Below are 11,771 nucleotides of genomic sequence, written 5' to 3'. Positions count from 1 at the left end.
GGCCTGCGCCGGGTCCGGGGCGCCGCCCGTGGTGGTGGCCGGGAGGCCCGCTGGTCCGGGCGGGGCCGTGTGCGAGGCGCCGCCCGTGGTGGTGGGTGAGGGTCCCCCTGGTCCGGGCGGGGCCGGGTCCGAGGCGTCGCCCGTCCGGGTGGGTGAGGGGCCTGCCGGGGCCGGGTCCGGGACGCCGTCCGTGGGCGTGGGTGAAGGCCCCGCCGGGACCGGCTCCGGGTCCGGGACGCCGTCCGTGGGCGTGGGTGAAGGCCCCGCCGGGACCGGCTCCGCGCCCGGAACGCCGCCCGGGGGCGTGGGTGAAAGCCCCGCCGGGGCCGGATCCGCGGCCGGGACCTCGACGTACGGGCGTATGCGTAGCGGGTCGAAGTCCTCCGCCGCCGCCAGCTCGGCCGTGCGGGTCTCGCGCAGGGCCCTGGCGGCCCGCTCGGCGCAGTCGCACGACGGCGTGCGGTCCGAGCCCCTCGGCGCCCCGCACTCCGGGCACCCGGTGCCCTGTTCTCCCGTCACGTCTGAACCCCCTCCCCTCGGGAATTCAGAGACTATGCGGATCCCCTCCACCCCCGCAGGACTCAACGAGCCATAAGCGGTGACACCCACCACGATGGTAGAGGTGCACCCGAGCCCCGGGAGGTCTCCATGGCCCTGGACACGCACGGCACGGCGAGGGACGTGAGCAGCGGCGAACACGTTCCGGGCAGTGTGCTGGTCCCCATCGGCGCCCTGCTGCTCGGGCTCCTGCTCGCCGCCCTCGACCAGACCATCGTGGCGACCGCGCTGCCCACCATCGTGAGCGACCTCGGCGGGCTCGAGCACCTGTCCTGGGTGGTCACCGCGTATCTGCTGGCCTCGACCGCCGCGACCCCGCTGTGGGGCAAGCTCGGCGACCAGTACGGCCGCAAGCGGCTGTTCCAGACGGCCATCGTGATCTTCCTGGTCGGCTCGGCGCTGTGCGGCATGGCGCAGAACATGCCGCAGCTCATCGCCTTCCGGGCGGTGCAGGGCCTCGGCGGCGGCGGGCTGATCGTGCTGTCCATGGCGATCGTCGGCGACCTCGTGCCGCCCCGCGAACGCGGCCGCTACCAGGGCCTGTTCGGGGCCGTGTTCGGCGCGACCAGCGTGCTCGGGCCGTTGCTCGGCGGACTGTTCACCCAGCACCTCAGCTGGCGCTGGGTGTTCTACGTCAACCTGCCCGTCGGCGTCGTCGCGCTCGCCGTGATCGCCGCCGCCCTGCACATCCCGCGCCGCACCGCCCACCACGTCATCGACTACCTGGGCACCGTCCTGATCGCCGCCGTCGCCACCTGCCTGGTGCTCGTCGCCTCGCTCGGCGGTACGACCTGGGCCTGGGACTCGGCCCGGATCATCGGGCTCGCCGTACTCGGCGTACTGCTGGCCGTGGCGTTCGTCGCCGTCGAGCGCCGCGCCGCCGAACCCGTGCTGCCCCTGAAGCTCTTCGGCATCCGCACCTTCAGCCTGGCCGCCGTCATCAGCTTCATCGTCGGCTTCGCCATGTTCGGCGCGATGACCTACCTGCCGACCTTCCTCCAGGTCGTGCACGGCATCTCGCCGACCCTGTCCGGCGTGCACATGCTGCCCATGGTGGCCGGTCTGCTGCTGTCCTCCACGGTCTCCGGGCAGATCGTCAGCCGCACCGGCCGCTGGAAGGTCTTCCCCGTCACCGGCACCGCCGTCACCACGCTCGGCCTGCTGCTCCTGCACCGGCTCGACGAGCACAGCACGACCGCCGAGATGAGCGTCTACTTCTTCGTCTTCGGTCTCGGCCTGGGCCTGGTCATGCAGGTCCTCGTGCTCGTCGTGCAGAACGCCGTCTCCTACGAGGACCTGGGCGTCGCCACCTCCGGCGCCACCTTCTTCCGCTCGATCGGCGCCTCCTTCGGCGTGGCCGTCTTCGGCTCGGTCTTCGCCGGCCGCCTCGGCGACAAGCTCACCGACGCCTTCCGGGGCGTACGCCTGCCGGCCGGTGCGAGCGCCGACGCGCTGAAGGCCGACCCGCGGGGCATCGCCGCCCTGCCGCCCGCGCTGCGCCCGGCGGCCCTGCACGCGTACGCGTCCGCCATCACCGACGTCTTCCTCTACGCCGCCCCCGTCGCCCTCCTCGGCTTCCTGCTGGCCTGGTTCCTGAAGGAGGACCGGCTGCGCGGCTCGGTCACCGCACCCGACGTCTCCGAGACCATCCCGCCCAACCCCGTCGCACGCTCCTCCCACGACGAGGTGTCCCGCGCGCTGTCCGTGCTCGGCACCCGAGAGGGCCGCCACGAGGTGTACCGGACGATCACCGAACGCGCCGGGTACGACCTGCTGCCCGCCGCCAGCTGGATGCTGCTGCGCATCCGCCGCTACGGCTCCGTGGAACCGGCGGTACTGGCCGAGCGCAGCCCGGTCCCGCTCCAGGTGGTGATGGCCGCCGCCCGCCAGGTCGAGGAACGGCGGCTCGCCGAACGCCGGGGCCTGGACCTCGTCCTGACCGACGCCGGCCGCGAGGTCGCCGAACGGCTCGCCACGGCCCGCGAGGAGTCCCTGGCCGAACTGCTCGGCGACTGGTGGCAGCCCGGCCGCGAGACCGACCTCACCCGGCTGGTCCGCGACCTCACCGGCGAACTCTGCGGCGCCGAGAGCGAGCGCCCCCACAACGGCAGTACGGCGAAGGTCAGTTGACGGCCTCCGTCGGCAACAGCTCCTTGCGGAACCAGTGTTCGGCGTACGGGTCGGAGTTGTGCGGGCCGGTCTCGGTGTAGCCGAGCCGGGCGTACAGGGCGCGGGCCTCGACCAGGTCGCTGCGGGTGTCGAGGACGATCCGCCGGGCGCCCAGCGCCCGCGCGGCCTCCTCGGCGGCGGCCACGAGCAGCGGGGCCCCACCCCGGCCGCGCCGCTCCGGCAGCACGAACACCCGGGTCAGCTCGGCGGTGGCCGGGTCCAGCAGCCGTACGCCCGCCGAGCCGGCCGGCGTGCCGTCGTACCGCCCGACGAGCAACCGCCCGCGCGGTGGCGTGAGTTCGGAGCCCGGGTGGGTGGCGATCATCCGCTCCAGCTCGGCCGGGTCCGTGCGGCGCCCCTCGTGCAGCAGGTACCAGCGGTCGCTGACCTCCGTGTAGTACGCCCTCCACAACGCGGCGGCGGCCGGGGAGTCGTACGGTTCCTGCGCGATCGTCCATGCCATGCCGGACATTGTCGGCAGCCGCCCCGCACCCCCGCGAGTCGTTTGCCGGCCTGGTTCCCGAGCCGTCCGTGGGCCTGCTCCCCGAGCCGTCCGTGGGCCTGCCCCCGAGCCGCCCGTGGGCCTGCCCCCGAGCCGTTTGTGGGCCTGCTTCCGGGTCACCCGAAGGGGGAACCGGCCAGCGGGGCCGGTCCTAGCGGAAGGCAACCATGTCCACAGGCCTGATCATTCTGCTGATCGTGATCGCAGCGGTCGTGGTCGTCGGCGCGGCCGCCCTGGCCGTGCGCAGCCGTGGCAGGCACGGCGGGACCAGCCTGAAGCGGCGCTTCGGGCCCGAGTACGAACGGGCCGTGGCCCTGCACGACGGGGACACCACGGCCGCCGAACGAGAGCTTGCCGAGCGCGTCGAACGTCATGGCGCCCTGCGGGAGCGGCCGCTGGACGGCACCGAGCGGCAGCGGTACACGGACCGCTGGACCGCCGTGCAGGAACACTTCGTCGAATCGCCCCGCGAGGCGGTGGCCGAGGCCGACCGGCTGCTCGGTGAACTCGCCGTGCTGCGCGGCTACCCGGACGGCGGGCGGTACGAGGAGCAGCTCGCCGCGCTGTCCGTGCACCACCCCGAGCACGTCGACGGCTACCGGCAGGTGCACCGGGCGGCCCGCGTGGGCGAGCCCGGCGCGGGGACCGAGGAACTGCGCTCGGCGCTGCTCGGCGCGCGCGCCCTCTTCGACGAGCTGACCAGTGCCGAACCCGGCCGGCACCGGGCGACGGCCGGTGCGCGGCGCCCGGCGCCGGACACCGCGAACCGCTCCCACGCCCGCTCCCAGGCGCCGTGGGCCCCGCACCGGAGCCGACCGAAGGAGAGCTGAACACCATGACGGACAGGACGAGCGGACCCGGCGGCGAGCGCTTCACTCGTCCCCAGGGCGACGAGTGGACACCGGAGCAGGAGACACCGGACCGAGAGACACCGGTCCGCGGGACACCGGACCGGAAGACACCGGACCGGGAGACACCCGACCGGGAGATACCGGGCAGGGACGAATGGGCGCCGGATGACGGCTCCGCGGCCCACCGCACCCCGGGTGCGGATGCGGGCGCGAGAAGTGGGGTCCCGGGCGAGGGCGCTCCGGTGCCGCCCCCGGGCCCCGCAGGGGTGCCGGAGGACGGCGCGTCCGTCCCCGCGCGGTCGCACGGCTCCGAAGGGTTGCGGCCCGGGACGGAGGGGCTGGGGCCGGAGACGGGCGGTACCGGCCGGGCGAAGACGCCGGTGGAGGGCGCCCGCACGGACGACGACGCGAGCATGCCGGACGACGGGCTCGGCGCGCCCGCCGTCGGGGCGGCCAGCGGGCGTGAGGCCCGTACGGTCAACGGGCGCGGCACGGACGCCTGGCCGGCGGCTCCGGGGGGTTCTGCCGCCTCGGACGCTCCGGCGGCTCCGGCGTCCTCCGGCACCGACGCCCCCCTGCTGCCGCACGAGGAGACGGACCGGTGGGAGCGCCGGCTGCGGGAGGTGGCCGTAGGGTTCGTGGACGATCCGAGGGAGGCCGTGGAGGAGGCCGACCGGGCCCTGGAGGAGATCACCACGCGGTTCACCGAGGCCGTCACCAGGCGCCGCCGCACCCTGCGGATGTCCTGGCAGGGCACCGAGGAGCGCGGCCCCGCCGCCGAGACCGACACCGAGCAGCTGCGGCTCGCCCTGCGCGACTACCGGGAGCTGGCCGGGCGGCTGCTACACGGCTGAGCCGGCCACACCCCCGTCCCCCCTGGCGGCAGCCCTGCGCTGCCGCCATTCGCGTACGACCTCCTCGACGTCGTACGGCTTCTTCCCCAGCGGCGGTCCGGGCGGCGGCTTGAACATCATGTCCCGGATCCGGACGTTGACATCCTCGATGATCTTCCGCGCGAGCCGCTCCGAGGGCGCCGCGTACGCCGCCTCCAGCGCGTCCTCCGCCTCCTTGCGCAGCGCGAGCGCGGGCGGCAGCACGGCGAGTCCTTCGCGCACCAACTTCCGCTTGACCCACCACAGTTCGTCGTACGTGGAGTCGACCTCCGGGGGGAGCGGCGCGCCCGCGCCCGGCAGCCGGTCGAACTCCCCGCGCCCCTGCGCGTCCCGGATCTGCTTGTCCACCCAGGACTCGAACGGCACACCCGGTGGCTTTCGCTCGGTCATGAACCCATTGTGCCGGACGCGGCCCCGCCGGGCGTTTTATCATGCGGCGGCGGTACGGCACCGCGCCCGCCGCAACCCAGCACCGCACCAGGACGTTTCAGGGGGAACGCTCGTGCTCGAACTCACCATGGCCGCCGTGTCCGGGGCCGACACGGGCGCCACCGCCGGCATGACGATGGCCGAGGCCCCCAGTGAGCCCGGCGCCGTCCTGCGGGTCGGCCGGGACGCGGCCCTGTGCCGGCTGGCCACCCCCGAGGACTGGCTGTTCGTCTCCCGCGTCCACCTGGAGTTCCTGTGCGGCCCGGACGGCACCTGGCAGCTGACCTGGCTGCGCGGCTCCCAGCCCGACCCCGCCTCCGAGGTCCGGCTCACCGCCGGGGAGCAGGTGCGGCCCGTCGGCTACGGCGCGACCGTACCGCTGCCGCACGGCGGGTCCGGCGAGATCGTCATCCGGGACCGCACCGCGCGGCGCAGCGTCAACGTCGGCTTCTACCACGACCTCTGAGCCGGCGCACGGCGCGTGCGCGCCGTCAGCCCAGCACCCGGGCCAGCGCGAACCCGTCGTAGCCCTTGGCGCCGACCGTCTGGATCGCCGTACCGGTCAGCCGGGGGTGGCCGGCGATCAGTTCGATCGCGGCGCGGGTGCCGAGCACGTCCGGCTCGGTGTTGTCCTGGTCGGCCACCCGGCCGCCGCGCACCACGTTGTCCAGGACGATCAGGCTGCCCGCGCGGCTGAGCCGGAGCGCCCACTCCACGTAGTGCGGGTTGTTGACCTTGTCCGCGTCGATGAAGACCAGGTCGAAGGGGGCCGGGTTCTCGTCGGCGAGCTTGGGCAGCGACTCCAGGGCCGGTCCCACCCGCACCTCCGCGATCCGCTCCAGGCCGGCGCGCGCGATGTTCCGTACGGCCACCTCGGCGTGCTTGGCGCTGTACTCCAGCGAGATCAGCCTGCCGTCCTCGGGCAGGGCGCGGGCCAGCCAGATGGTGCTGTACCCGCCGAGCGTGCCGATCTCCAGGATGTTCCGGGCGCCCTGCACCTGGGCCAGCAGCTGGAGGAACTTCCCCTGCGCGGCCGTGACGGCGATGGCGGGCAGCCCCGCGGCGTCACTCTCGCGCAGGGCCGCGCGCAGCGCCTCGTCGTCCGGTGAGAGGTTGCTGATGAAGTAGTCGTCGACGTCGTCCCAGACCTGCGACCCGCTCATGGTGTCTGCTGCCTTTCCCGAGAGTCCTGCTCCCATGATCGCAGCAGAGCGCCGTCCCCCGCAGGCCTGTTTCGAAAGGCCGGGGACGGCGCTCTGCGGAGCACCTCGTACGCCGGTGTCGACCGGCGGCGGCTAGCTGCCTTCCACGGACGGGGCGGAACCGGGCAGCGGGCGGCGTGCGGACTCCGTCATCCGCCAGACGGCGACACCGCCGACGACGGCCGCGCCCATCATGTAGTACGCGGGCATCATCATGTTCCCGGTCGCACCGATCAGCGCGGTGACGACCAGCGGAGTGGTCCCGCCGAACAGCGACACGGAGACGTTGAACCCGACGGACAGGGAGCCGTAGCGCACCCGGGTGGGGAACAGCGCGGGCAGCGCGGCCGGCATGGCCGCCGTGAAGCACACCAGCAGCAGGCCCAGCGCGCCCATGCCCAGGCCGACGGCCAGCAGGCTGCCCTGGCGGATCAGCAGCAGGGCCGGGACGGACAGCAGCAGGAAGCCCGCACAGCCCGCCGCGATCACCGGCCGCCGCCCGACCCGGTCGGTCAGCGCGCCGACGAACGGCTGGACGATCATCATCAGGGCCATCACCGCGAGCACGACCAGCAGCCCGTGGGTCTCGTCGTACTTCAGCTCGCTCGTGAGGTAGCTCGGCATGTACGACAGCAGCATGTAGTCGGTGACGTTGAAGACCAGGACCAGGCCCATGCACAGCAGCAGGGACTTCCACTGGCCCGTGATCATCTCGCGCAGCGGCACCTTCGGCCGGGACGCCTCGGACTTCTCGACCTCCGCCGCGAACGCCGGGGTCTCCTCCAGGCGCATCCGCAGGTACAGGCCGATGATGCCCATCGGGCCCGCGATCAGGAACGGGACGCGCCAGCCCCAGGACGTGAGGTCGTCCGTGGACAGCAGGGCCGTCATCAGGGTGACCAGGCCCGCGCCGCCGATGTAGCCGGCGAGGGTGCCGAACTCCAGCCAGCTGCCGAGGAAGCCGCGCTTCTTGTCGGGCGCGTACTCGGCGATGAAGGTCGTGGCGCCCGCGTACTCACCGCCGGTGGAGAAGCCCTGCACCAGCCGGGCGGCGAGCAGCAGCAGCGGCGCGCCGACGCCGATGGTGGCGTAGGAAGGGATGAGTCCGATCGCGAACGTGCCCGCCGCCATCATGATCATGGTGACGGCGAGGACCTTCTGCCGGCCCACGCGGTCGCCGAGCGGGCCGAAGACGAGGCCGCCGAGGGGGCGGACCAGGAAGGCCGCCGCGAAGGCGCCGAACGTCGACAGCAGCTGTGCGGTCGGGTTGCCGGACGGGAAGAAGACCTTGCCCAGGGTGACCGCGATGTAGCTGTAGACACCGAAGTCGAACCACTCCATCGCGTTGCCGAGCGCGGCCGCCTTCACGGCGCGCTTGACGAGCGCGGGGTCGGTGACGGTGACGTCGTGGGGCTTGGAGGCCCGCCGGGTCTTCTGATGCGGGAGAACGGCTGCTGTGGCGGTCGCCAAAACGGGGCTCGCCTACCTTTCGACGGGGACACGGACGCGCCCGGACGGCGGCGGTGACGTGCGACGGGCTGAAAAACGACGATAGAGGGTGTTGCGCCCCTTACGCGTTGTATGCACTTAGATGCAGAGTGCAGCTAAAGTGCGGACACGCAGGGACGTCTGCCCACTCACGCACGGCCATGCCACTTGATCACTGTGATCCTTATCGCGTCCCGGACGCGGAACCGGCCGGCGAGGCGCGCCCGTCGGTGGCACGAAAAGCGGGGCGCCCCTGGGGGCGCCCCGCGGTCCTGCTCCGGTCTCAGTAGATCCTGATCGAGAGAATCTCGTGGACGTGACCCGGGTTCCACGAACTCCACTTCTGGAGGGTGACGCTTTCGAGTCGCGGGTCGCTCAGATTCCGCTGGAACTGGAGGGTCACGACATTGTTTCCGGACTCGACCCAGTTCACCCCGTAGATGGCGACGGGTATCGACCCGGCATTGGCGAAGCAGAGCGTGTCGCGGCCTTCGTTGTTGTGGATTTCGAGGTAGCCGTTCTCGTTGCAGTCCGTACGGTTGATCGCCGGTCCGACGGTGGAGGCCGTGGTGGGCGACGCGATGGCCGCCGCGGCGGGCGTGATCGTGGCGGCGAGTGCGGCGGCGACGACCGAGGCAACGCCGAGGGAATGGCGCACGGAGAGCTTCATTCGCTCCTCTTTCAGGCGGGATTGGTGCCATAACCGTTGCATGCGCCCCTGCTCCCGGGAAAGCGCTTACCGGCCAGAACGATCCATTTGTTTGTGCTCGTGCGAATAAGGTGATCGATGCCACGTTTGGGTCCACCGGAGGCGTCATCACCAGTTCGGGAGCGTGACGGGACAACCCCCTCCGCCGGGGAGGGAAGCCGCGCCACGGACGAGTGGCGCGGGGGTCGCCGTGGACGGCACGTACGTGATCAGGGGCGATGTGGGGATGCTCCCGGGGGCAGGGGTCAGCCGAAAATCATGGAATAAGGTCGTGCCCGCGTGGCGGCGCGGACGAGTCGCGCCCGGCGGGCACGTCCTGGAGCCCGCACTCGAACCAGACCGTCTTCCCGCCGCTGGCCCCCGGCGACACGCCCCACTTGTCCACCACGGCGTCGAGCAGTGCCAGACCCCGGCCGCCCTCCGCCTCCCGGTCCGCGTCGGGCTCCAGCCGGGGACGCCCGGCGAAACCGTCGGTCACCTCCGCTCGGACGCCCGCGGTCTGCCGGGCCACCACGAGGGTGCAGCGCCGGTCGGGAACGTGCCGTACGACGTTGGTCACCAGCTCGCTCACGCCCAGCTCGACGGCGAACGCCAGCTCCTGCAACCGCCACTCGTCCAGCAGGGAGCGGACGATGCGGCGGATGTGGCGTACCGAGTGCTCGCCCACGGTGAGCTGCATGCGGTACTGGGGGGTATGGGGAAAGTTCAGGTTCACAGGACGAGGCTGACGTCGTGTCACTACGCTGGGCTACCGGCTGAACACAACGCGTCCTGGAGGGGACTTGCCGTGGTGAACATCAACACCCTCGACCCCGGCGCCTCGCCGCTCGACTACTACGGCTTCGAGTTGCGGCGGTACAGGGAGGCTGCCGATCTGACGCAGCGGCAACTGGGGGAGATCGTCAACTACACGGGTTCGCTGATCGGTCAGATCGAAACGGCGCGGAAGCTGCCATCCCTGGAGTTCAGCGAGCGGGTGGATGCGGCGCTGGGGACGGGTGGGTTGCTCTCGCGGCTCGTTGAACTGGTGCTCCGAAGTCAACTCCCGGCCTGGTTCAGGGAGACGGCAGAGCTGGAGACACGGGCGCTGGAGATCTGCACTTTCCAGATGGGCATGGTTCACGGTCTCGTGCAGACCGAGGCCTACGCACGCTCGGTCCTCGGAGTGCTGGACGAGACCAAGCTGGACGATAGAACCGCCGCGCGAATGGGTCGTCAGCGGATCTTCGAGAGGTCGAAGCCACCGATCTTCTGGATGGTCCTCAGTGAGGCTGCGCTGTACCAGGAGATTGGTGGCCCGGATGTCATGCGCGAACAGATGGCTCGCTTGTTGTCGTTCGCGGCCGACCCCCGGACCAACGTTCAGATCCTGCCGTTTGCGGCTGGGGCACATGCAGGATCGCAAGGCTCGTTCAACGTCTATCGCTTCGCCAGTGACCCAACCATCGTCTACACCGAGGGGTACGGCAGTGGGCATCCGACCGCGAACCCGGACACGGTCCAGGACTGCTCGCTCCGTTACGATCATCTGCAGGCCGCCGCACTCTCCCTCAAGGACTCGGCGGAGCTGATCCGACGGGTGATGGAGGACCGCTATGGAGAGCAAGTGGCGTAAGTCGAGCTACAGCGGTGACCAGGGCGGCGATTGCGTAGAAGTCGCCGAGACCCCCGCCGCCACCCTCGCCATCCGGGACTCCAAGGCTCCGGCGGGGCCGATCCTCACCGTCGACCCCGCCGCCTTCACCCGCTTCATCGCCTGGACGTCGGCTACAGCCGCTGAATGATCGTCCCGGTGGCCAGTCCGCCGCCCGCGCACATCGTGATGAGGGCGAACTCCTTGTCCCTGCGCTCCAGTTCGTGCAGGGCGGTGGTGATGAGGCGCGCGCCCGTCGCGCCGACCGGGTGGCCCAGGGCGATCGCACCGCCGTTGACGTTGACCTTGTCCAGGTCCTGCTCGAAGACCTGGGCCCAGCTCAGGACGACCGAGGCGAACGCCTCGTTGATCTCCACGAGGTCGATGTCCTTCAGGGACATGCCCGCCTTGCCCAGCACCGCGCGCGTCGCGTCGATGGGGCCGTCGAGGTGGAAGTGGGGGTCGGCGCCGACCAGGGCCTGGGCGACGATGCGGGCCCGGGGCTTCAGCTTCAGGGCCCGGGCCATCCGCTTGGACGCCCACATGATCGCCGCCGCGCCGTCGGAGATCTGGGAGGAGTTGCCGGCGGTGTGCACGGCCGTCGGCATGACCGGCTTCAGGCCCGCCAGCGCCTCGGGGGTGGTGTCCCGCAGGCCCTCGTCCTTGTCCACCAGGCGCCACATGCCCTGCCCGGCGTACTGCTCCTCCTCGGTCGTCGGCACCTGTACGGCGAAGGTCTCCCGCTTGAAACGTTCCTCCGCCCAGGCGTGGGCCGCCCGTTCCTGAGACAGCAGTCCCAGCGCGTCGACGTGCTCGCGGGTCAGGCCCCGGTGCCGGGCGATGCGCTCGGCCGCCTCGAACTGGTTGGGGAGGTCGACGTTCCACTCGTCCGGGAACGGTTTGCCGGGACCGTGCTTGGAGCCGGAGCCCAGCGGGACGCGGGACATCGCCTCGACACCGCAGCTGATGCCGACGTCGATCACGCCGGCCGCGACCATGTTGGCCACCATGTGGGAGGCCTGCTGCGAGGACCCGCACTGGCAGTCGACCGTCGTGGCCGCCGTCTCGTACGGCAGTCCCATGGTCAGCCAGGCCGTGCGCGCCGGGTTCATGGACTGCTCGCCGGCGTGTGTCACCGTGCCGCCGACGATCTGCTCGACGGCGTCGGCGGGAATGCCGGTGCGGCCGAGGAGTTCACGGTAGGTCTCGCCCAGGAGGTAGGCGGGGTGCAGGTTGGCGAGCGCGCCGCCGCGCTTGCCGATCGGGGTGCGGACGGCTTCGACGATCACGGGTTCGGCGGCCATGGGTGCGGGTCCTCTCCGAGAGGGCTCTCCTCC

Annotated in this window: 13 protein-coding genes and 1 pseudogene; 6 read left to right on the top strand and 8 right to left on the bottom strand. The window is 71.8% G+C overall.

Features of this window, described 5'->3' with window-relative positions; all coding sequences use genetic code 11:
• A pseudogene (locus ACZ3ZD_RS05640) lies at positions 1-519 on the bottom strand (peptidoglycan-binding domain-containing protein); the annotation flags it as partial.
• 129 nt (positions 520-648) lie between these two features.
• On the opposite strand from ACZ3ZD_RS05640, the gene ACZ3ZD_RS05635 reads away from it, so the two are divergent.
• On the top strand, positions 649-2,688 hold the full coding sequence (locus ACZ3ZD_RS05635; protein WP_467393870.1) for a DHA2 family efflux MFS transporter permease subunit: 2,040 nt from the start codon (positions 649-651) through the stop codon (positions 2,686-2,688).
• Here ACZ3ZD_RS05635 and ACZ3ZD_RS05630 read toward each other — a convergent pair.
• A complete protein-coding gene (locus ACZ3ZD_RS05630) occupies positions 2,681-3,190 on the bottom strand; it encodes a GNAT family N-acetyltransferase (protein ID WP_467393868.1) in 510 nt (169 codons plus the stop codon). The genes ACZ3ZD_RS05635 and ACZ3ZD_RS05630 overlap by 8 nt on opposite strands.
• A gap of 206 nt (positions 3,191-3,396) precedes the next feature.
• Between ACZ3ZD_RS05630 and ACZ3ZD_RS05625 the strand changes: the two genes are divergently transcribed.
• Together ACZ3ZD_RS05625 and ACZ3ZD_RS05620 are read left to right on the top strand one after the other, a co-directional pair.
• Positions 3,397-4,059 (top strand): hypothetical protein, encoded by a 663-nt coding sequence (locus tag ACZ3ZD_RS05625; protein ID WP_467393866.1) that lies wholly within the window; start codon positions 3,397-3,399, stop codon positions 4,057-4,059.
• A 5-nt stretch (positions 4,060-4,064) separates the two neighbouring features.
• Positions 4,065-4,934 (top strand): hypothetical protein, encoded by an 870-nt coding sequence (locus ACZ3ZD_RS05620; protein WP_467393864.1) that lies wholly within the window; start codon positions 4,065-4,067, stop codon positions 4,932-4,934.
• Here the strand turns inward: ACZ3ZD_RS05620 and ACZ3ZD_RS05615 are convergent.
• Positions 4,923-5,363, bottom strand: coding sequence for a DnaJ family domain-containing protein (locus ACZ3ZD_RS05615; RefSeq protein ID WP_467393862.1), 441 nt, complete (start codon positions 5,361-5,363; stop codon positions 4,923-4,925). The genes ACZ3ZD_RS05620 and ACZ3ZD_RS05615 overlap by 12 nt on opposite strands.
• 112 nt (positions 5,364-5,475) lie before the next feature.
• On the opposite strand from ACZ3ZD_RS05615, the gene ACZ3ZD_RS05610 reads away from it, so the two are divergent.
• Positions 5,476-5,868, top strand: a complete 393-nt coding sequence (locus ACZ3ZD_RS05610; protein WP_467393860.1) for a hypothetical protein — start codon at positions 5,476-5,478, stop codon at positions 5,866-5,868.
• A gap of 25 nt (positions 5,869-5,893) precedes the next feature.
• Here ACZ3ZD_RS05610 and ACZ3ZD_RS05605 read toward each other — a convergent pair whose 3' ends face one another.
• The 4 genes from ACZ3ZD_RS05605 to ACZ3ZD_RS05590 all read right to left on the bottom strand — a co-directional run bounded on the left by ACZ3ZD_RS05605 (position 5,894) and on the right by ACZ3ZD_RS05590 (position 9,516).
• Positions 5,894-6,565, bottom strand: coding sequence for an O-methyltransferase (locus ACZ3ZD_RS05605; RefSeq protein WP_467393858.1), 672 nt, complete (start codon positions 6,563-6,565; stop codon positions 5,894-5,896).
• A gap of 132 nt (positions 6,566-6,697) precedes the next feature.
• On the bottom strand, positions 6,698-8,074 hold the full coding sequence (gene proP, locus ACZ3ZD_RS05600) for a glycine betaine/L-proline transporter ProP (protein ID WP_467393856.1): 1,377 nt from the start codon (positions 8,072-8,074) through the stop codon (positions 6,698-6,700).
• Positions 8,075-8,375: 301 nt separating this feature from the next.
• Positions 8,376-8,762: a beta/gamma crystallin domain-containing protein gene (locus tag ACZ3ZD_RS05595; protein WP_467393854.1), complete on the bottom strand. Its 387-nt coding sequence runs from the start codon at positions 8,760-8,762 to the stop codon at positions 8,376-8,378.
• Positions 8,763-9,057: 295 nt separating this feature from the next.
• Entirely contained in the window at positions 9,058-9,516 is a 459-nt protein-coding gene (locus ACZ3ZD_RS05590; RefSeq protein ID WP_467393852.1) for an ATP-binding protein, read from the bottom strand.
• A gap of 72 nt (positions 9,517-9,588) precedes the next feature.
• Here ACZ3ZD_RS05590 and ACZ3ZD_RS05585 point away from each other — a divergent pair, with 72 nt between their 5' ends.
• Together ACZ3ZD_RS05585 and ACZ3ZD_RS05580 are read left to right on the top strand one after the other, a co-directional pair.
• Positions 9,589-10,416: a helix-turn-helix domain-containing protein gene (locus tag ACZ3ZD_RS05585; RefSeq protein ID WP_467393850.1), complete on the top strand. Its 828-nt coding sequence runs from the start codon at positions 9,589-9,591 to the stop codon at positions 10,414-10,416.
• Complete coding sequence (locus ACZ3ZD_RS05580) at positions 10,397-10,585, top strand: DUF397 domain-containing protein (protein WP_467393848.1); 189 nt, start codon at positions 10,397-10,399, stop codon at positions 10,583-10,585. The genes ACZ3ZD_RS05585 and ACZ3ZD_RS05580 overlap by 20 nt, the downstream gene beginning before the upstream one ends.
• Here ACZ3ZD_RS05580 and ACZ3ZD_RS05575 read toward each other — a convergent pair.
• The gene (locus ACZ3ZD_RS05575; protein ID WP_467393846.1) at positions 10,569-11,738 is read right to left on the bottom strand and encodes a steroid 3-ketoacyl-CoA thiolase; all 1,170 of its coding nucleotides are present in this window, start codon (positions 11,736-11,738) and stop codon (positions 10,569-10,571) included. The genes ACZ3ZD_RS05580 and ACZ3ZD_RS05575 overlap by 17 nt on opposite strands.
• Positions 11,739-11,771 lie beyond the last annotated feature (33 nt).

This window comes from Streptomyces sp. NPDC023481 (assembly GCF_055560195.1).
Note: the sequence above shows the minus strand (reverse complement) of the source record. Positions and strands in the feature narration are given on the sequence as shown.